General features: G+C 72.0%; 20 protein-coding genes. 12 read left to right on the forward strand and 8 right to left on the reverse strand.

What is annotated here, in order from left to right:
* Window positions 1–96 precede the first annotated feature (96 nt).
* The 3 genes from BXA11_RS25165 to BXA11_RS25180 all read left to right on the forward strand — a co-directional run bounded on the left by BXA11_RS25165 (window position 97) and on the right by BXA11_RS25180 (window position 2,393).
* Window positions 97–486, forward strand: a complete 390-nt coding sequence (locus tag BXA11_RS25165; RefSeq protein ID WP_076438431.1) for an ArsR/SmtB family transcription factor — start codon at window positions 97–99, stop codon at window positions 484–486.
* Window positions 487–593: 107 nt separating this feature from the next.
* Entirely contained in the window at window positions 594–1,841 is a 1,248-nt protein-coding gene (gene arsM / locus BXA11_RS41535; RefSeq protein ID WP_083744566.1) for an arsenite methyltransferase, read from the forward strand.
* Between the two features lie 15 nt (window positions 1,842–1,856).
* Window positions 1,857–2,393 carry a GNAT family N-acetyltransferase gene (locus BXA11_RS25180; RefSeq protein ID WP_076438433.1) on the forward strand — a complete coding sequence of 179 codons (537 nt, stop codon included), beginning with the start codon at window positions 1,857–1,859 and terminating at the stop codon, window positions 2,391–2,393.
* 61 nt (window positions 2,394–2,454) lie between these two features.
* On the opposite strand, the gene BXA11_RS25185 is transcribed toward BXA11_RS25180, so the two are convergent.
* Window positions 2,455–3,087 carry a DUF1707 SHOCT-like domain-containing protein gene (locus BXA11_RS25185; RefSeq protein WP_076438544.1) on the reverse strand — a complete coding sequence of 211 codons (633 nt, stop codon included), beginning with the start codon at window positions 3,085–3,087 and terminating at the stop codon, window positions 2,455–2,457.
* 17 nt (window positions 3,088–3,104) lie between these two features.
* Window positions 3,105–4,052: an RNA polymerase subunit sigma-70 gene (locus BXA11_RS25190; RefSeq protein WP_076438546.1), complete on the reverse strand. Its 948-nt coding sequence runs from the start codon at window positions 4,050–4,052 to the stop codon at window positions 3,105–3,107.
* Window positions 4,053–4,110: 58 nt separating this feature from the next.
* On the opposite strand from BXA11_RS25190, the gene BXA11_RS25195 reads away from it, so the two are divergent.
* Window positions 4,111–4,500, forward strand: a complete 390-nt coding sequence (locus BXA11_RS25195; protein WP_076438548.1) for a nuclear transport factor 2 family protein — start codon at window positions 4,111–4,113, stop codon at window positions 4,498–4,500.
* 90 nt (window positions 4,501–4,590) lie between these two features.
* Here the strand turns inward: BXA11_RS25195 and BXA11_RS25200 are convergent, their stop codons facing one another.
* Entirely contained in the window at window positions 4,591–5,235 is a 645-nt protein-coding gene (locus BXA11_RS25200) for an FMN-dependent NADH-azoreductase (RefSeq protein WP_076438435.1), read from the reverse strand.
* 83 nt (window positions 5,236–5,318) lie between these two features.
* Here BXA11_RS25200 and BXA11_RS25205 point away from each other — a divergent pair, with 83 nt between their 5' ends.
* From BXA11_RS25205 to BXA11_RS25215, 3 genes are all read left to right on the forward strand, one after another.
* The gene (locus BXA11_RS25205) at window positions 5,319–5,828 is read left to right on the forward strand and encodes a MarR family winged helix-turn-helix transcriptional regulator (protein ID WP_076438437.1); all 510 of its coding nucleotides are present in this window, start codon (window positions 5,319–5,321) and stop codon (window positions 5,826–5,828) included.
* Between the two features lie 75 nt (window positions 5,829–5,903).
* Complete coding sequence (locus tag BXA11_RS25210; protein WP_076438438.1) at window positions 5,904–6,461, forward strand: MarR family winged helix-turn-helix transcriptional regulator; 558 nt, start codon at window positions 5,904–5,906, stop codon at window positions 6,459–6,461.
* Window positions 6,458–6,847 carry a nuclear transport factor 2-like protein gene (locus BXA11_RS25215; protein WP_076438440.1) on the forward strand — a complete coding sequence of 130 codons (390 nt, stop codon included), beginning with the start codon at window positions 6,458–6,460 and terminating at the stop codon, window positions 6,845–6,847. The genes BXA11_RS25210 and BXA11_RS25215 overlap by 4 nt, the downstream gene beginning before the upstream one ends.
* Before the next feature lie 63 nt (window positions 6,848–6,910).
* Here BXA11_RS25215 and BXA11_RS25220 read toward each other — a convergent pair whose 3' ends face one another.
* Both BXA11_RS25220 and BXA11_RS25225 read right to left on the reverse strand, forming a co-directional pair.
* Window positions 6,911–8,758: an NAD(P)/FAD-dependent oxidoreductase gene (locus BXA11_RS25220; RefSeq protein WP_204053887.1), complete on the reverse strand. Its 1,848-nt coding sequence runs from the start codon at window positions 8,756–8,758 to the stop codon at window positions 6,911–6,913.
* A 105-nt stretch (window positions 8,759–8,863) separates the two neighbouring features.
* Window positions 8,864–9,403 (reverse strand): GNAT family N-acetyltransferase, encoded by a 540-nt coding sequence (locus BXA11_RS25225; RefSeq protein WP_076438442.1) that lies wholly within the window; start codon window positions 9,401–9,403, stop codon window positions 8,864–8,866.
* A gap of 124 nt (window positions 9,404–9,527) precedes the next feature.
* Between BXA11_RS25225 and BXA11_RS25230 the strand changes: the two genes are divergently transcribed.
* The 4 genes from BXA11_RS25230 to BXA11_RS25245 are packed head-to-tail and all read left to right on the forward strand — an operon-like array spanning window position 9,528 to window position 15,775.
* A complete protein-coding gene (locus BXA11_RS25230) occupies window positions 9,528–12,839 on the forward strand; it encodes an ATP-binding protein (RefSeq protein WP_076438444.1) in 3,312 nt (1,103 codons plus the stop codon).
* Window positions 12,840–12,882: 43 nt separating this feature from the next.
* Entirely contained in the window at window positions 12,883–13,527 is a 645-nt protein-coding gene (locus tag BXA11_RS25235; protein ID WP_076438552.1) for a hemerythrin domain-containing protein, read from the forward strand.
* Window positions 13,527–14,516: a pyridoxamine 5'-phosphate oxidase family protein gene (locus BXA11_RS25240; RefSeq protein WP_204053886.1), complete on the forward strand. Its 990-nt coding sequence runs from the start codon at window positions 13,527–13,529 to the stop codon at window positions 14,514–14,516. Before BXA11_RS25235 ends, BXA11_RS25240 begins: the two co-directional genes overlap by 1 nt.
* 23 nt (window positions 14,517–14,539) lie before the next feature.
* Window positions 14,540–15,775, forward strand: coding sequence for an MFS transporter (locus BXA11_RS25245; RefSeq protein ID WP_076438448.1), 1,236 nt, complete (start codon window positions 14,540–14,542; stop codon window positions 15,773–15,775).
* A gap of 4 nt (window positions 15,776–15,779) precedes the next feature.
* On the opposite strand, the gene BXA11_RS25250 is transcribed toward BXA11_RS25245, so the two are convergent.
* Complete coding sequence (locus BXA11_RS25250; protein ID WP_076438450.1) at window positions 15,780–16,223, reverse strand: MarR family winged helix-turn-helix transcriptional regulator; 444 nt, start codon at window positions 16,221–16,223, stop codon at window positions 15,780–15,782.
* 89 nt (window positions 16,224–16,312) lie between these two features.
* Here BXA11_RS25250 and BXA11_RS25255 point away from each other — a divergent pair, with 89 nt between their 5' ends.
* Window positions 16,313–16,882, forward strand: a complete 570-nt coding sequence (locus BXA11_RS25255) for an isochorismatase family protein (protein WP_076438452.1) — start codon at window positions 16,313–16,315, stop codon at window positions 16,880–16,882.
* A gap of 29 nt (window positions 16,883–16,911) precedes the next feature.
* On the opposite strand, the gene BXA11_RS25260 is transcribed toward BXA11_RS25255, so the two are convergent.
* Window positions 16,912–18,477 (reverse strand): FAD-dependent monooxygenase, encoded by a 1,566-nt coding sequence (locus tag BXA11_RS25260; RefSeq protein WP_076438454.1) that lies wholly within the window; start codon window positions 18,475–18,477, stop codon window positions 16,912–16,914.
* A gap of 239 nt (window positions 18,478–18,716) precedes the next feature.
* On the reverse strand, window positions 18,717–19,358 hold the full coding sequence (locus tag BXA11_RS25265) for an acyl-CoA-like ligand-binding transcription factor (protein ID WP_076438456.1): 642 nt from the start codon (window positions 19,356–19,358) through the stop codon (window positions 18,717–18,719).
* Between the last annotated feature and the right edge of the window lie 58 nt (window positions 19,359–19,416).

The following is a 19,416-nucleotide window of genomic DNA, read 5'->3' on the forward strand; positions in this document are numbered from 1 at the left end:
GCGGCGGGCCGAAGCCGCCTGCCTGCTTCGATGAGCTTCTAATCAACGGATACCCGGAGTTTGTGCCCTCGCCTAGATCTGTGTCAAATTAGAGGAATGTCGAAGCAAGAGCTGCCGATCATCGACGCGCGCATGGACACACCTGGGGCGGCCTGCTGCGCGCCGCTGGCGTGCGAGCCGTTGTCGGAGAGCGAGGCCGTCGAGCTGGCCCCGCTGTTCAAGGCGATCGCCGACCCCGTACGGCTGCGCCTGCTGTCGCTGATCGCCTGCCATGAGGACGGCGAGACCTGCGTGTGCGACCTGACGGCGGCCTTCGACCTGACCCCGCCCACGATCAGCCACCACCTCAAGGTGCTCAAGCAGGCCGGGCTGATCGACTCCGAGCGCCGGGGCACCTGGGTGTACTACTGGATAGAGCCCGCCGTCCTGGCGCGCATGTCGGCCCTGATCGGCCCGGCATCGCCCGCCCTCGCCGGTACGGCCTGACCACGGGCGTCGGACGGCGGGTTTTCGCGTCGAGTTCTTCCCTGCCGCGCCGACGTCGTCACATGCCGCTCGTTCCCGACTCGCCGCCCTGCTGAGTGGAGTAGCTCATGTCCGAGAACGTGGAAGCAGTCAGAGCGGGTGTCGTCACCCGCTACGGCGAACTGGCCAGAGCCGCGCAGGCAGGCAAGCAGGTGATCGACTGCGGGTCGCAGGAGCTCACCGGCGGATGCTTCGGCGCGGCCGGCTACGACGACACCACCGGCCTGCCCGACGGAGCTCTCCGCGCCAGCCTCGGCTGCGGCAACCCGGTCGCCGTCGCCGACCTCCAGCCCGGCGAAACCGTTCTCGACCTGGGATCGGGCGGCGGCATCGACGTCCTGCTCTCGGCACGCAGGGTCGGCCCGACCGGCAAGGTGTACGGCCTGGACGCCACCCCCGAGATGATCGAACTGGCCAGGGCCAATGCCGTCGAGGCCGGAGCGACCAACGTCGAGTTCCTGCACGGCCACATCGAAGACATCCCGCTCCCCGATGCCGGCGTGGACGTCGTCATCTCCAACTGCGTCATCAACCTGTCCGCCGACAAGCCTCGTGTGCTCGCCGAAGCCTTCCGCGTCCTCAAGCCCGGCGGCAGGCTCGGCGTCTCCGACGTGATCGCCGACGACGGGCTCCAGTCCACCGAGCGCGCCGAGGCCGAACGCCTCGTCGGCTGCACCGCCGGCACCCTCACCGAAGCCGAATACCGCGCCCTGCTCGCGGAGGCCGGATTCACCGCGTACACGATCACGCGCACCCATTCCGCGACCGGAGGGCTCCACTCGGCGATCGTCCGGGCGTCCACGGCCGCAGCGCCGTCAGGCGTCACCATCCGTCCCATGCGGGAGAGCGACGCGGCGCAGGTCCTCGCGATCTACCAGGCCGGTCTCGATGGTGGGAACGCCAGCTTCGAGACCACGGCGCCGGACTGGCAGGCGTTCGACGCCGCGAAGCTGCCGCTCCACCGGCACGTCGCCGTCGACACCGCCGCCGGGCAGGTCGTCGGCTGGATCGCGGTCAGCGCCGTCTCCTCCCGCTGCGTCTACGCCGGAGTGGTCGAGCACTCCGTGTATGTCCATCACGGCCACGCCGGCCGCGGGATCGGGCTGGCGCTTCTGAACGCGCTCATCCAGTCCACCGAGACCGAGGGCATCTGGACGATCCAGTCGGGCATCTTCCCCGAGAACACCGCCAGCCTGCGCCTGCACGAGAAGGCCGGCTTCCGCGTCGTCGGCACCCGCCACCGCATCGGCCGCCACCACGGCCGCTGGCGCGACGTCGTCTTCATCGAACGCCGCAGCGCCGTCGCAGGCCTGTGACCGCCGATCGCGCTCATGACTCGTTTCGAACCCCGGCTCCGGCAGCTCGCGCCGACCGACGTCGCGGCCGTCCATTCCTGGGCCGGTCTCCCCGAGGTGTGCCGGTATCAGGCGTGGGGACCCAACTCTCTCGCGCAGACCCGCGCCTTCGTGGAAGAAGCCGCGGCCGCATGGCATGAGGACCCGCAAACACGCTTCGCCTATGCGGCTCTTCTGAACGACGAGGTCGTGGGAATGGGCGAGTTCCACATCCGCAGCCGCACCCACGCTCAGGGCGAGATCCGGTACGTCACCCATCCCCGTCTCTGGGGTCACGGCCTGGGCACCGCCATCGGCCGGCAACTGCTGCACATCGGCTTCCGGCAACACGGGATACACCGCGTCTACGCCACCTGCGACCCCCGGAACACCGCCTCCGCGGCTGTCCTGAGCAAACTCGGGATGACGCATGAGGGCCGCCTCCGCCACACGATGAAGCTGCGCGACGGCTGGCGGGACTCCGACGTGTACGGCATCCTCGCCACCGAGTGGAGGACCGGGCCACGCAGATGACGGCGACCAGACCGGCGTCGCCGCGCGGGCCGGGCCGCAGGAGAGCGACCGGCCTCCGGGGTCAGCGGTCGCGGCGGTGACGGAACCTGCCGCTCACTCCGCCGAACAGGGCCATTCCCTTGATCACGATCACCGGCGCCGACGGATCGGTGTCCGGGCTGTTGTGCACGTCGTAGCCGCCGAAGACGCCGACGCCCTGGCAGCGCACCTCGACCCCCTCCGGCAGGATGATCTCGGCCCCGCCGAAGATGGCGTTGACGGTGATCTCGACCTCTTTCGCCTCGAAGACGGCTTCGCTCAGGTCGAACTTTATGCCGCCGAAGACGGCCAGCGCCTTCGTCTGCCGCCGTACCCGCCAGCGGCCCTTGCGCTCGGCGCCGCCGAAGATGGCGACGACGTTGTCGGGCTCGGTGCTCTCGCTCGGCGCGTACGAAATTGCGCTCGCGCCCGCCGCATGGGACGCCGGGCTCACGGCCGGACGGTGCTGCTCGACCTGGAGGTCGTGGGTGAGGACCTCGAGCTCTCCCACGGTCTTGGCCTGGTAGAGGCTGTCCAGCCGCTCGGAGTACTCCTCGTGGCTCAGCTGACCCGTGCTCAGGGCCTCCCCGAGCAGGGCGGCGACCTGGTCCCTGTTCTGGTCTGAGGCGCGCAGGTGAGACGTGGGGGAGTCCCGACGCTGGGGGGCATTTTCCATGCTGGTCACGATAGTTCTCATTCGACCCGACAGGGAGTTCGTCTCGCTTCGAAATGTTCCTGTAGCCGGCCGTCGAGGAACCGGGTGATGCCGCGAACGCCGTCGCCGGTCAGCGTGAGCACGATGACCCCGGTGGCTTCTCCGTCGAGGGAGCAGGTGAACGCCGGTTGCCCGTTGGCGCGGGTGGGCTCCAGCTTCAGGCGCCGGCCCGCCCGCCACTCGGCGCTCGCCCGCAGGAATGAGGCGATCGCCGCCACACCGTGGTACTCGTGCGGCGCGGGCGGCATGGACAACCACGCGTCGTCGGTGAGCAAGGCGACCAGAGCGTCGATGTCGTCGCAGGTGAAGGCCTCGGCGAAGCGGCGGACCAGATGCCGTTCCGGTGCCGACCCCCGAGCAGGTGGCTCGGCACGACGATGGTCCATCGAGGCCCGTGCCCGCTGCAGCAGGCCTTTGACGGCCGTCGGCGTGGTGCCGAGCATGGGGGCGACCTCGCTCAGCGGATAGCCGAGCACGTCGCTGAGCACCAGGACCGCGGTCTGCCGCGGCGGGATCCGCTGGAGCGCGGCGACGAAGGCCAGCTCGACCGCCTCCCGTGCCGTGTAGCGCGCCTCGGGCCCGGGGGCGGCGTCCGGCACGAACTCGAGCAGGGCGTCCGGGTACGGCTGCAGCCACCGCACGTCGCCGTGGCGGCTGGGTTCGGGCGGCTGGAACGGCGGGCTGGGCGCGGGTGGCACCCGCCTGCCGCGGTCGCGCAGGGCGTTGAGGCACCGGTTGGTGGCGATGCGGTAGAGCCACGACCGCGACGACGCGCGGCCCTGGAAACCGTCCAGGCCACGCCAGGCCGCCAGCAACGTCTCCTGCAGCACGTCTTCCGCGTCGGTCAGCGAGCCCAGCAGGCGGTAGCAGTGCAGCAACAGCTCCTGCCGGTACGCCGTGAGCTCTTCGAACGCGATTTCCGCCACGAGCGTTCCGTTCCGCGGGTCTTCGGTGTCGTACAAGGCAGCACCGGAAGGAGACATGATGACCAGCTCAGCATTGCAGATCGCCCTCGCCTATCACCGGGCGTGGACCGGCGGGGACCTGGACCTCGCGATGGGCCATATCGCCGGCGACGTCGTGCTCGACGCTCCGGCGGGACGGCTCGCCGGGATTCAGGCGTACCGGGAATTCCTGGCGCCTTTCGCCGAACGGTTCCTCGTCAGAACGGAGATGATCGCGGCGTTCGGTGACGACGACCGGGCCCTGATGATGTACGACGCGGAGACGATCCCGGCGAAGAGCGCGCCCGCGGCCGAGTGCGTCACGGTCCGTGACGGGAAGATCGTCTACAACCGGTTCGTCTTCGACCGCACGCCGTTCGACGAGTTCCGCCGCCGGCAGGCCCAGGCCGGCGCCGTTCAGGGCCGCTGACGCGGTTATCGGGCCGCTCTCGACGGCGAAGGCCCCTTCTCTCGCTCGGAAGGGGCCTTCGCCGGTCGGCGCCCGCTTCCGCCGGGGCCCTTAAGCGACGGCGGCGGGCGTCCAGAGGCCGTCGATCGCCTGCTCCGCCGCCGCGAGGCTCTTGTCGGCCAGCGGGATCAGCTCGGTCATCGTCGGCGTGACGTACGCGAGGGTGAGCTCAGCCGTGATGAAGCGCGGCTCCAGGCCCGTCATGGCGAGGCCGTGCGGCAGCCACGGCTCCGCGTGGTCCCATCCCTCGCGGGGGGTTCCCGCCCCGTAGCCGCCGCCACGGCTCGCGAGGACCAGAAAGTCGCGCCCGCCCAGCAGGCCTTCGTTCGTCGTCGGGTCGTACGACAGTCCGGGGGCGATGAGGTGGTCGACCCAGGCCTTGACGGCGCTGGGCGCCCCGTAGTTGTAGAGCGGGAGCCCGAGCACGATCGTGTCGGCCCGCTTCACCTCGCCGACCAACTGTTCCGTCAACCTCCACGAGGCCGCCTGGGCGGGGGTGTGCTGCTCCTGCGGGACCACCCGGGCCAGGCCGCCCTCCTGGTCGAGATGCGGGAGCGGGCTGCTGCCCAGGTCGCGGTAGGCGACGGTGCCCCCGGGATGTGCGGCGCGCCAGGCGGCGACGGCCCGCGCGGTGAGCTTGCGGCTGACGGAACGCTCGCCCTGGATGCTGGCGTCGACGTGCAGCAGATGAGGCATCGCTTAACCTTTCAAAGATGATTGGTGCTGAACCAATGATTAGTCTCCTGTCTATCGCAGGTCAAGTCGGCTAGAGTTGGGTCATGACGTCCCCGCCCGCCGTCGAGCAGCCGGTGCACCGGTGCGGTGCGCTGCTCGAATACCTCGCGCGCCGTCTGCGTCTGCGTTCCGAGTCGGTGCTCGCGCCGCTCGGCCTGCGCCCCCGCCATCTCGTCGCCCTCACGGTGCTGCGGGCCCGGGGTGGCAGCACTCAGCAGGCGCTCGCGAGCACGCTGGAGATGGACGGGACGAACGTCGTCGGGCTGCTCAACGACCTGGAGGCCGAGAAGCTGATCGAGCGGCGGCGGTCGCCGGAGGATCGCCGCCGGCACATCGTCGAGCTCACCGAAGCCGGTGTGGAGCGGCTCGCGAGCGCCGAGTGCGCGCTGGCGGCGGTCGAGGACGAGGTGCTCGGCGCGCTCGGTCACGACCAGCGCGAGACTCTCTACGGCCTGCTCCAGCAGGTGGCCACAGGCGGCGTGGAGGCGGCCTGCGTGGAGGCGGACACCGGCGGTGCCGGGGCGGCCGCCTGCGACGGAGTCCCACTCTGCTGAGAGCGGGCCTGCCGGCCTGATTTTCCGGCAGTCTGTCGAAAAATCTGGAAGTACGTACTAATCTATGTTCTTACTATGAAGGATGTAGATACCTTTGAAAACGATCCCGACGGCTACCTTTACGACCCGCGAGCCAGGGCGGCGATGGCGTGGATCGCCGGTGACGACGGTGATCTGCCCGCGTTCGAGGCGAGCGCGGCCGTCCGCACCGCGTCTCACGCGGTCGACCGCCTCCGCTCCCACGGCTCCGAGGGCAGGGGAGTCAGCGCGGGCGCTCTCGACCTGCTGATCCGGCTCGCCGCACGCGGGCAGGGGATCAGCATCGGCGAGCTCGCGCGCGCCGCCGGGGTCAGCTCCCGCAACGTCACCGGCCTGGTGGACACCCTCGAACGCGACGGGCTGGTCCGCCGGGTCCCCGACCCGGGTGACCGGCGTTCGGTCCTCGCCGAGATCACCCCGGCCGGCCGGAAGTGGATCGAGGACTTCCGCACGCCGTCACGGCTCGCCATGAAGGCGCTGTTCCGGGGATTCACGCCCGAAGAGCTGGTCGTCCTGCGCGACCTCTGCCTGCGCCTGGCCGCCAACCAGCAGCGCCTGTCCGCCCACCTCCGTCAGATCGGATCCCAGCCATGACGGTCACCCTGGAACAGACGCGCCGCGCCGTACGCGGCTATCACGAGGCCCGTTTCCGCGGGGACGCGACCGCCGCCGCGGCGCACCTGGGGGAGCCCTTCCGGTTCCAGAGCCCGTTCTTCACTTCCGGCGACCGGGCCGGGCATCTGGCGACGTTGCCGGGGTTCGTTTCGATCGTGACCGGGGTCGACCTCATCAGCGAGCTGTACGGCGAAGCCGAGGCGACGCTCGTCTACGACGTGCACACCGCGACGCCGGCCGGCACGCAGCGCACCGCCGAGCATTTCCGCCTGGACGACGGCAAGATCGTCTCGATCATGCTGGTGTTCGACGCGTCGCCCTGGCAGCCGATGCGAGCCGAGATCGAGCCGGACCCCGGGCGGTGACCCCGGCCCGCTCGTGTGAACCCGCGGGGCCCCGGGCACGAAGGGCCCCGCGGGAGTAGTGGGTCAGCCGTTGACCTCGAGGGCCACGCGTACGGCCGATTCCAGGGCGCCCTCGATCCAGGAGTGCTTGAGCGAGGTGTGCTCGCCGGCGAAGTGCAGCGGGCCCTCGGAGACGGCGATGGCGGGGTGGATCTCGGTCATCTGGCCCGGCGTGAAGACCGCGGCCTCGCCGAAGGCGTAGCGGTTGCGCATCCAGCTCTGGGTCTGGCCGCGGCCGGTGTAGAACTCCGCGACCCGGTCTCCGTGCACCTCCTGGAGCCCGCGCAGCGCGTAGCCGTACCGTTCCTCGTCGTCCATCGAGTCCCAGCGGGTCGCGTCGTCGGCCCACGAGTAGCTGGCCAGCACGACGCCGCCCTCGCTGCCGGGCACCGGGTGCGAAGGGAAGTAGATGAACCGGTTGGCGTTGTCGCAGACCGACCCGCCGCCCGTCGTGTGCGTCACCGGGCCGGGACGGTAACGGCCGCCGAGCTCGCGCTTCCAGTCCTCCTCGGTGAACTCCCACCAGCGCCTGCGGAACTCCAGCAGCACCTTGGTGGCGGAGTCGTAGTGCAGTTCCATGATCGAGCGGCGCTTGCGGTAGGACAGGGCCGGCGCGATCTCGACGTGGCGCAGCGCGGAGAACGGGACCGTGATGATCGCGACGTCGCCCTCGAACGTCTCCCGTGGCGTCTGCCGGGTGAACTCCGACTCCGTGCTCCCCGCCTCGCTGACCGTCGCGATGCGCACGCCGCGTCCGGACGTCTCGATCCGCACCGCCCGGCGGTCCATGCGGATCTCGCTCCGCAGGCCCGGCTCCAGCGTGTACGGCAGCTCCCTGCTGCCGCCGGCCATCTCCCAGTAGGTCACGGCCGGGTTGACGAGGCTACGGGTGAGGAACGTGTGCATGAACGACAGCGGCAGCCGGGAGGTGAGGTTCTCCAGCGTGCCGATGGCGTCGATCGCCTCGTCGCCGAGCTTCGCGTGCTCCTTGAGGTAGGCGTACATCGAGTGGCCGTCGAAGTCGTACAGCAGGCGGGCCCAGCCCTCGATCTGCTCGGACAGCGGCTTGTCGATCCGCTTGCCGCCCTTGCGTACGGAGAAGTAGTCCCTCGCCGGGTCCAGGGCGGCGTCGAGGATCTCGGCGGCGGTCCTGTCGTCCCTGAGGCCGAACGACGCGTTGATCCTGCGCGGATCCCTGGCGTACTCGTCGCGCCGCTGGGTGATGCCGTTGACGTGGATGAACGTGTGGTTCACGCGCGGGGGCGCCGTGAAGGCGCCCTTGGGCGGGCCGGAACGCCACACCTGTCCCGTGTATGAGCTGTAGACGACCGGCGGCACCGGTCCGCGGGGCACCGCGCCGGGCGGCACGTCGACGTTGTAGAAGGGCCTGCGGCTGATCCCCAGCTTGTCGATCAGCGCCAGCGTCAGCGGGTGGAAGTCCGGGATGCGCATGGCCCCCGCCTCGGCGTACTGCCTCCTGTCCTGGAAGCCCGTCCGGAAGGTCTTGATCCGGCCGCCGATCCGGTTGCCGTTGGCCTCGATGACCGTGACGTGGTGCCCGGCCCGCTTCAGCAGCGTCGCGGCGACCAGGCCGGAGATCCCGGCGCCGACGATCAGGACCCTCTTGGGCGTACGGGCCTTGGGCAGGCCCTTGTCGATGAGCACCTGCAGATATCGGTGCTTGAGGTCGTTGCCGTCCTTGTCGACGAGCAGGTGGTCGCGCGCCACCCGAAGACAGGTCTGCCAGCGCTCTCCTGTGTACGGCGCGCGCGCCGCCGAGGCGGGGGCGGTGCCCAGAGCCGGACCGATGACCGATCCCACCGCGCCGAGCCCGGCCAGCCTGGCGAATCCCCGACGGTCGATTGAGACCACGAACTCCTCCTCCGCGATTCGGTTACGGAGGGTGAGTGTGGGGGTCATGGTCATGCGACGGCCCGCGACGCGCCGAGGGTGTGCAACTGGTGTCCCAGGCGATGGTCAAGACGAGGGCGCGTCGTCCAGCGTTCGTTCCCAGAACACCTCGTCATGCCATGCGCCGTCGAGGTGGATGTGCGCGTGCGCGATCCCCCAGGGGCGGAAGCCGTTGGCGCGCAGCACCCGCTGCGAGGCCAGGTTGTCCATCCGGGTGTGCGCCTCCGCGCGGTGCAGCCCGAGCTCCCTGGCCATCACGGTGAGTATCCGGCCCACCGCCCGGGTCGCGTGCCCGCGGCCGTCGAAGGCCGAGGCGACCCAGTAGCCCAGGAAGCCCTTCCTGAAGGGGCCGCGCAGGATTGTGCTCACGGTCACCTGACCGACGACCTCGCCGCCCGCGAGGATGACCGCCGGCCAGCGCTCGCCCCGGTCGTGCTCGCCGAGCAGCGTCTCGATGCGCCGGCGCTGCCCGGCCGCCGTGTAGAACTCGTCCGGCTGGGCCGGTTCCCAGGCGGCGTACGCGCGCCTGTCGCGGGCGCGGTGCGCCGCGATCACCTCGGCGTCGTCCACCCGGATGAGCCGGATCGTGGTCTCCTCGTCCGCCATGTGGCCCTTTCCTCCGCTCGTGTACCGTCCGCACCGCCGGGCGATCGTATCTCCGCCGGTGCCGTGCGGCAGGCCGGGAAAGTGACGGCTGGACCGGTTCACGCCGTCTCCCTAGCATTGGCGCGTGCGGCTGAACGTCCTCGGTCCCATGGAACTCGTCGTGGCCGGGCAGGCCGTGCCGGCAGGGCCGCCCAAGCAGCGAGCGCTCCTGGCCCTCCTCGTCATGAACGCCGATCGGGTGCTCCCCACGGACGTGCTGACCGACCGGCTCTGGGACGGCAGCCCGCCCGCGAGCGCGCAGGGCAGCCTCCAGGTGTACGTCTCCAACCTGCGCCGCCGCCTGGAACCCGGCCGGAAGGCCGGCGCGCCGGCCACGGTCCTGGTCAGCGCGGCGGACGGGTACGGCCTGATGACCGGCGGAATCGACCTCGACACACGGGACTTCGACGGCCTGGTGTCCACGGGGTCGGGGCACCTGGGCGAGGGACGGCACGAGCAGGCGGCGGCCGTGCTCACCGAGTCGCTCGCCCTGTGGCGGGGCGACGCGTACGCCGACGTGCGGTCCGAGGAGTGGGCGCGGCCGGAGATCGCCCGGTTGGAGCAGCTGCGGCTCGACGCGGTCGAGGGGCTGGCGGGGGCGCTGCTGGAGCTGGGCCGCCACACGGACGTGGTCGCGCGGCTCGAACCGTTCGTGCACGACAACCCGCTGCGGGAGCGGGCCTGGGAACTGCTCGCGCTGGCCCACTATCGGTCGGGCCGCCAGGCGGCGGCGCTGGAGTGCCTGCGCAGGGTGCGCGAGGTGCTGGCGGGTGAGCTGGGCATCGATCCCGGGCCCCGGCTGCGCGAGCTGGAGACCGCCGTGCTGCGCCAGGACGCCGCGCTGACCGCGGCGGCGAGGCCCGTCGCGCCGCCCCCGAGACGGTCCGGCCTTGGAAGACGCGACCCGGGACGAGGCGACCCGCAGCGACATGACCCGGGGCGGCGAGGGGACGACGGGCCGTTCGTGGGACGCGAGAGCGCGCTGGAGTTCCTGGCCGGCGCCCTGACGGCGGCGGCTGCGGACCGGCAGGTCGTGCTCGTGGACGGCGAGCCCGGGGTCGGCAAGACGAGCATGCTCAGGAGGTTCCGCGCGACCGCCGGCGTCCCGGTGGGGTGGGGGTCGAGCCCCGACCACGAGACGGCGCCCGCCCTGTGGCCGTGGGAGCAGGTGCTGCGCGACCTCGCGGACGCGGCCGCCGGGGCCGTCCTGCCCGAGGAGGTCCGCACGTTCCTGTCGGGCGGGGTGGAGGCAATCCCGGCGTACGACGCACAGGGGGCGCGGCTGCGGTTCTTCGAGGCGGTCGGGACGTTCCTGGCCGATCTCGGCCCGGTGGCCGTCGTCCTTGAGGACGTCCACGCGGCCGACGACGCGACGCTGCGCCTGCTGGTCCACATCGCGTCCACCGCGCGACCGGGCCTGCTGGTCGTGGCCAGCTTCCGGCGGCACGAGACGTCGGCGCTGACCGCCACACTGTCGGCGCTGTCCCGGCTCGGCGCGCGCAGGCTGGGGCTCGACGGGCTCGCGACCGAGGAGGTGCGCGCGCTCGTGCGGGAGCTGTCCGGCCGCGACCCGGGCAGCCGGAAGGCCGGGGAGCTGCGCGGCCGCACCGGGGGGAACCCGTTCTTCCTCGCCGAGCTGGCCCGGGCGGGCGAGGAGCTGCCGCGGAGCGTGCTCGACGTCGTGCTGCACCGGGTGACCGGGCTGGGGGAGGAGACGGCCGCCCTGCTGGAGCTGGCCGCGGTCGCGGGCGACGAGTTCGAGGCGCGGGTCGTGGCCGAGGCCGCCGGGCGCGACCTGGGCGACCTGGTGCCGTCGCTGGAGGCGGCACTGACGGCCGGTCTGATCCGCGAGTCCGGCGCCAGGCTGGGCGGGTACGCCTTCGCGCACGCCCTGGTGACCGACGCGTTGCTGTCGCGCCGCTCCCGCCTCTGGCGGGCGGGCGTGCACGCGCGGCTCGCCGGCGTGCTCACCCGTGTGTACGGGGACCGGGACGACCAGGCGGCGGCCATCGCGCGGCACTGGCTGGCGGCGGCCGAGCTGGGCCAGGAGCAGGCCCGCATGGCGATGGACTACGCCGCACGTGCCGCGCGCGCGGCCATGCGCAGGCACGCGCCCGACGACGCGGCCACCTCGTGGCAGGAGGCGCTGGCGGCGGCCGAGCTCGCCGGGGCGGATGCGGCCGAGCGGTTCGAGCTCGCGGTCGGCCTGGCCGACAGCCGCTACGCCGCCGGGCGATACGACGAGGGCTACAGGGCGATCGAACAGGCGCTGGCCCTCGCCGGAGACGACCTGGAGCGGGCCGTCAGGGCCGCCGACATCGCGATGGGGCACGGTGTCTGGGTCCCCTTCCGGCACGATCTCGACGTGCGCGTCCTTGCGGAGTCGATGGACCGCGCGGTGCGCGAGCTGCCGCGCAACGCCCCCGCCTGGGCGTCCGCGCAGGCCGTGCGGGCCGTCGTGCTGGCCCAGACCGGCGGCGAGGACCAGGTCGACGAGGTCTCGTCGCAGGCAGTGGCGGCGGCCGAGCGACTGGACGACCCCCTGCTGCTGCGACGCATGCTCCACCTGCGGCTGCTCGCCATGCAGGGGCAGGACTTCATCGACCAGCTGGCCGAGACCTCGCGGCGCCTGCTGGCGGAGCCGGAGCTGTCGTCCCAGTTGCAGGTGATCGCACAGCTCCACCTCGTCGCTCATCTCGTCGAGCACGGCCGGGTGCCGGAGGCGCGCGAGTTGCTGACGGAGACCGACGCGCTGCTGCGCGGCCTGCACAACCCGACGCTGGCGCTGCAGGCGGCGATCGCGCACGTGGGGCTCGACCTGTTCCAGGGCGTGCCGGATCCGTCCCGCCACTTCGAGCCCGTCAGGGCGACGTTGTCCTTCTCCGACCTCGCGTACTTCGAGGTGGGCATGCTCGCCGTGCGGGCCGAGACGCTCCTTCAGGAGGACCGACTCGGCGCGGAGGTGGCATGGATCGAGGAGATGTTCCGGCGCACGGGCCTGGCGGGGCTCGCCTACGTCCTGGCGTACGCGCTGGCGGACCTGGGCGAGCGTGACCGTGCCCTGCGGCTGCTGCGGGAGACCCCTCTCCCGGGGCGCGACTACAACTGGGCGATGGCCACCATGTGCCGGCTGCACGCGGCGATCCGGCTGGGCGAGCTCGGCGTCGTGCGGGAGGTCTACGACGCGCTCCTTCCCTTCGCCGGTCTGCTGCACGTGAACGGCACCTGCACCACCGTCGACGGGGCGTACGACGGCCACCTGGGCGAGGCGCTGCTGGCGCTGGGGGACCGCGCGGGAGCACGGGCCCATCTGCGCCAGGCGGTGCGCGTCCTGGAGGAGGCGGACGCGGGCTACTGGCTGTCAAGGGCCCGACAAGCCCTCGACAAGTGCTCATAAGGGCAGGAAACGCACGCTGTTCCCCACACACGTGAGGGAGCAGATGATTACACAAGAACACCTCGCCGGCTTCCTGCTGATGCACGCCGGCTTCCGGGCGGAGTTCGGCCGCCTCGCCGAGGCGTGCCGCGGCCCCCGCGACGGCGAGCACGAGGAACTCCTGGAGGAGCAGCTCGCGCTCCTGCTGGAGATGCTCCACGCCCACCACACCCACGAGGACACCACGCTGTGGCCCACGCTCGTCACCCACGCCCCCGAGGCGGCTGACGTGCTGGCCGAGCTGGAGTCCGAGCACGCCCTGCTCGACCCGCTCGTGGCGGTCGCCGCCGACCGCGCGGTGCCCCTGCCGGAGCGCGCTCCCGCTCTGGGGCGGCTGCACGAGCTGCTCAACGAGCACCTCGACCACGAGGAGCGCACGGCCGTGCCGCTGATGCTCCGGCACCTCACTCCTGACGACATCGAGGCGGACAGGCGCCAGGCGACGGCCGACTTCGGCCGCCGCAGGATCCCCGTCATCTTCGGCTGGCTCGCCTCCAGCGCCGGCCCCGCTCTGCTCACGGCCGCGCTCGCGGACCTGCCGGTCGTGGCCCGGCTGATGTTCCGCCTGTTCTGGTGGCCCGCCTATCAGCGGCGGTTCGCCCGGCTGTACGGCGCCTCCATCTCCCTGCCCGCACCTCTGGAGTCGTGATGAGCACCCTGACCACCACCTGGCCGCGCGAGGCGGCCGAGCTGTTCGACCGCGCCGTCGTCTGCGAGTACGCCTCGCTCACCCGCGACGGACGGCCCGTCACCTGGCCGGTCACGCCGTACACCGGCGCGGGCGGCACGCTCGACGTGAGCACCGGCCTCACCTATCCCGACAAGGCGGAGCGGGCCCGCCGCGACCCGCGGGTCGCGCTGCTGTTCTCCTCCGCCGACGGCAGCGGCCTCGACCGGCCGCCCGTCGTCCTCGTGCAGGGCCGCGCCGCCGTACGCGACGCCGATCTGCAGGCCAACACCGACAGGTACGTCCGGGACTCCCTGGCCAAGACGGGCTCCGGGTTCGCCGGGATGCCGTGGTTCCTGACGAAGCGGCTGGGGTGGTACTTCGCCCGCATCTACGTGGAGGTGACCCCGGAGCGGATCGTCTGGTGGCCCGAGGGCGACCTGTCCGGGACACCGGAGGTGTGGACCCGGCCCGGTGAGGCGGACGCGCCCGTCTCCGACCCCGCTCCGAACGGCCCCCGGCTGCCGAGCCGGTCCGTCGCGCCGGCGGACTGGCGGCCCTTCGCCGGCCGCGCGGCCCGCCTGGGCGAGCCCGTCGTCACCATGGTCGACGCCGGCGGCATGCCGCTGGCCGTGCGCACCCGCTCGGCCGTACGCACCGAGGCGGGGTTCGACCTGCTGCTGCCCGCGGGTGTCGAAGCCGTCGCGGGACCGGTGTGCCTCACCTTCCATCGGCACGGCCCGGGCTTGGAATGGCAGGAGAACGTGGTGCTCGTCGGCACCGCGACGGGGGAGGACGACCGGCTGAGCGTGCGGGTCGAGCGGGCCCTGAACGACTGGAGCCTCTCCGGGAGCCGTCGCGAGCGGAACCGCTCGTTCCTGGGCCAGGGCAGGATGCTCAGGAAGCGCCTGAAGGCCGAGGCCGCCCGCCGGGGCCAGCCCGTCCCCGTCGTCCGCCGTCCCCGCACCTGATCTAGGTACGGCAGCATGGTCAGGTGCCAGAAGGATCGCAGCTGTGGCGTAATCGGGATTTCACCGTGTTCTGGGCGTCCCAGACGCTGTCGGTCGCGGGGGACTCGTTCGCCCTCATCGCCGTCCCGTTGCTCGTGCTGCACGTGACCGGGTCGGTCGCGCAGATGGGCCTGCTGACCGGCCTCGCGAGCGCCGCGTCGGTGGCGGCGGGGGTCTTCGCCGGGGTCCTGGTCGACCGGCTCGACCGCAGGCGCCTGCTGATCTGGTGCGACGTGGCGAGGATGGCGCTCTACGGCATCGTCCCGGTCGCCTGGGCCTTCGGGCCGAAGGTCTGGCTGCTCTATGTGGTCCTGCCGCTCAGCGAGGCGATCGGCATGGTCTTCCAGGTCGCGTACGTCACGGCGGTGCGCGGCCTGGTCGACGCGGACCGGATCACCGAGGCCAACGGGCGGCTGGGCGCCACCGCCGCCGCGGCGGGGGTCGGCGGGCCGCTGCTGGCCGGGGTGGTGGCGGGCTGGTTCGGGCCCACGGCCGCGATCGCGATCAACGCGGCCAGCTTCGGGGTCTCCGCGCTGGGGGTCCTGCTGATCCGGCTCAGGCGGCAGCCGGCGCCCTCGTCCTCGACGGAGGAGGCGCGGGGGCCCTGGCACGAGCTGCTCGCCGGAGCCCGCTTCCTGTGGCGGCAGCCGGTGCTGCGTGCCCTGACCGTCCTGCTGTCGTTCTTCATCTTCCTGACCCTCGGGCTGACCGACGTGCTGATCTATCACCTCAAGCACGACCTCGGCCAGTCCGACGGCGCCGTGGGGGTGGTGCTCGCGGTCGCCGCGCTGGGCACCGTCGCCGGCTCGCTCCTCGTCGGTCCCGTACGTCGCCGGCTGGGGTTCGGCGCGTCCTGGATCGGGGCGATCGCGGTCGCCGGGCTCGCCATCGTGGGACTCGGCGTGTCCACCGGCCTCCCGGTGGCCGCGGGGACGGCCGCCGCCTATCTCGCCTGCGTCAGCGTGGCCGGGATCTGCTCGATGTCGCTGCGCCAGCAGGTCACCCCCGACCACCTGCTCGGCAGGGTCACCTCGGCCTTCTGGACGATCCACTACGCGCTGGGCCCGGCGGGGGCGGCCGTGCTCACCTGGGGCGCGCAGCGCCACGGGGTCGCGGTGGTCTGCCTGCTGGCCGGGGCGACCTGCCTGCTGATCGCGGTCGCCGCGTTCTTCACGCCCATCCGTCAGCAGAACCCGGAGCTGTCCGGCGCTACCGGCTGACGGCTCACGTGCGGTTTCCCGGCCCGGACGGCTCCCAGTCGACCAGGCGGCGAACCAGGTCCACCGCGCCCGCCAGCGTCTCCCGCTCGGCGGGGGACAGCGTGTCCTCGATCGCCTCGGCGAGCCAGTCGGCCCGCCGGGCGCGCACCTGTTCCAGGGCGTCGAGCCCGGCGGCGGTCAGCGAGACGGGGGCCTTGCGGCCGTCGACGGGATGGGTGCCGCGCTCGGCGAGCCCCTGGTCGATCAGATGGCCGACGGTGCGGGCCATCGACTGCGGCCGCACCCGCCGGGCGGCGGCCAGTTCGCTGGTGGTCATCGGGCCCTGCCGGCCGAGCAGGCCGATCACCGCGATGACCCCCGGAGGCATCGGGTCGTCCTCGCGCACCCGCCTGACCAGTTGCCCGACCACGAGCCGCAGCTCGGCGGCGACCTCGGACGCGTCCCTCATGGGCTCAGCGTAGCCGAGATAGACAGCATTGCTGGCAATCTATACAGCACGGCTGTACAGTTCGGCTGTCTATATTTGGAGGAGCTCACATGCCCGTCACACTGCTCGACGACCGTACTGCCGTCGTCCTGATCGACCTGCAGAAGGGGATCACCGCCCTGCCCACCGTGCATCCGGCGGCCGAGGTCGTCGCCAACGCCGCCCGGCTCGCGGGGGCCGCGCGCGAGCGCGGCCTTCCGGTCGTGCGGGTGCGGGTGGCGTTCTCCCCCGACGGCGGTGACGTGCTGCGGGCCCGGACTGACGCGCCCGGGCCCGCGATCGCGCCCGCTCCCGACTTCGCCGACTATGACGAGCGCGTACCCGACGGGCCGACCGACATCCCGATCACCAAGCGCGGCTGGGACGCCTTCCACGGCACCGAGCTCGACCTGCAACTGCGCCGCCGGAAGATCACGGGGATCGTGCTGGCGGGAATCTCCACCAGCATCGGCGTGGAGTCCACCGCGCGCGGCGCCCGGGAGCGGGGCTACGAGATCGCGGTGGCCTCCGACGCGGTCACCGACCTGGTCGTCTCGGCCCACGAGAACGCTCTCGGGGTGATCCTGCCGAGGATCGCGCAGATCGACACGACCGAGTCGATCCTCGCCGCCTTCGCCTGATCCGCCCAGCGCGGAGCGCGCCGAAAGACTCAGCGCGGAGCGCCGAAAGACTCAGCGGGCCGGGCCGGGCCGAAGGCGGAGGCCAGGGCCGTACGCAGGGTGTCGCGCTCCTTCGCGTCCGGATTGAGGGAGTCCGACGCCCAGGCCACGTAGCAGTCCGGGCGCAGCAACAGCGCCGTGGGGAGGCCTTCCTGGCCCTTCGCGGTGACGAGGTCCACCCGGTCGCGCCACCCGTCGAGGGCCCCGGCGAGCGCGGCGTCCGGTGTCAGGTCGATGAGCAGCGGCCGGGCGGTCCTGGTCAGCTCGGCCAGCCGTACGGAGCCGGTCTCCGTCTCCAGCACCAGGTCGGGGGCCGGGCGCCCGGTGAGGGGGTGGGTTCCCTCGAGGTCATACCTGATGTCCGCGCCGGACATCAGGTCCGCGATGTGCTTGGTGGTCCGCTCGTCGCGCAGCAACTCGGTGAACAGCACGCGCAGCGCCGTGACCTCAGGCCCGGGGGCGATGAGCGCCGACTGCGCCTGTGTGTGCATGACCACGCGTTCGGCCGCCGGGCGCCGCTCGGTCTCGTACGTGTCGAGCAGGCCGGGCGAGGCCCAGCCGTGGATCTCGGCGGCCAGCTTCCAGCCCAGGTTGACCGCGTCCTGGAGGCCCAGGTTGAGGCCCGGACCGCCGATCGCGCTGTGGACGTGCGCGGCGTCGCCAAGCAGCAGCACCCGGCCGTCCCTGAAGCGCTCGGCGAGGCGGGTGTTGCCGCCGCTCAGGCGGCGCAACTGGTGCGGGCCAGGGCCCTCGGGCGGGCCGAACGGCAGGTCGACGCCGAGCACCCGGCGGATGCTCTCCCGCAGCTCGTCCAGGGTCAGCGGTCCGTCGTCGCCGTCGTTCCTGCTCCACTCCGTCGTGCTGATGAGCGTCCCGGTGGGGAACGGCGCGAACGCGAGCATGCCGTGATCGGTGCGGTGGTGCATGAACGGGGGGATCGGCCCGTAGCCCGGCACGTTCAGCCCGCCGGTGGCGGGGTCGATCAGCTCGGCGGGCACGGTGATGTGCGCGCTGCGGGAGACCGAGTCGTCCCTGGTCACTCCGGGGAAGCCGATGCCGCACAGCTTGCGGGTGACGCTGCGCCCGCCGTCCGCGCCGACGAGGTAGCGGGTTCGCAGCCGATAGGGCCCCTCGGGGCCGGCGATCTCCGCGGTGACGCCGTCCTCGTCCTGGGAGAGCCCGGTCAGCTCGTGTCCCCGGCGGATCTCCACCCCGAGTTCGAGGGCGCGCTCCTCCAGCACCTGCTCGATCCGGCGCTGCGGCACCGCCAAGCCGTACATGGGATTGTCGTCTAGCCTGCCCAGGTCGAGGGGCATCGCGCCGAACACGAAGGCCGGGCTCGGCCGGGGCGGCTCCGCGCTGCCGCTCAGGCGTTCGTGGAGCCCACGGCGGTCGAGGGCGCGTACGACCTGGCCGACGAGTCCGTTGGCCCGGTTCTCCTTGGTCTGCCCGTTCAGGCGTTCCAGCACGATCGGCCGCACTCCGGCAAGGCTCAGCTCGCAGGCGAGCATCAGCCCGTTCGGTCCGGCTCCGGCGATCACGACGTCGGCGGTCATGGTGGTCCCTCCCTGGGATTCGGCGGGCATGGCGAATGAATGGCGAATGAAAGGCGTGGCGCTTGCCTGGCATGGCGCTTTCCAGGCATGGCGAACTCGGGGCATGGCGGTGTCGCCGCATGGCGGGTGACGGGACGGCGCCGCGTGCTTACGGCGCCCGCGTCAGGGCGTGAAAGGCCGGGCGGCGTGCCGGAGCGGCACGTCACATCGCGGGTTCGGGCCCGAGGGTGGTTCTTCTGTCAGGGCCGGGCTTCTGCTCCGGGCTCGGGCAGCCCGGCGGAGAGCCGGTCGAGCGCGTCCTCGATAAGGGGTTTGACGGGCACCGGGGGATCGGCCCGCAACCACTGGTCCATCGCCACTCTGATCGCGGCCCCGGCCGCGCCCGCCACCAGGCGCGGGTAGAGGTCGCGGGCGACGTCGGTGCCGGTCCGTTCGGCGATCGCTGCGGCCAGCTCGTCCTCGGCGATCGCGTTGGCCTTGAGCATCTCGCCCTGCAACGAGGGCTCGCTGACCATGAGCCGGATTCCCGTCTGCCACTGCTGGTCCGGCTGTCTGGTGTCGTAGCTCGCGCCCATCGCGAGCTGGGTGATCACGGCGATCTTGATGGCCTCCCACAGAGGCTCCGACGCCGGGCGGCGGCGCAGCTCCTGTGCGATCAGGCGGGCGCGGTCGAGGTGCCTGGCGGCGATCGCCTCGCCCTTGCTGGAGAAGTAGTTGTTGAAGGTCCGCGGAGCCACGCGCGCCTCCGCGGCGATGTCCTCCACGCGTACGTTCTCCAGCCCGCGCTCCACGGCGAGCCGGATCGCCGCCCAGCTCAACGCGATGCGCGTTTCCTGCTTCTTGCGCTCGCGCAGCCCCGGGCGCTCGCCTTCCCTGCTCACGCCATCACCATACAACTATTTGCGTGTGACGCAAAGATGCGTGAGACGTATTTTTGCG

Source organism: Microbispora rosea, assembly GCF_900156315.1.
GTDB lineage: Bacteria > Actinomycetota > Actinomycetes > Streptosporangiales > Streptosporangiaceae > Microbispora > Microbispora rosea.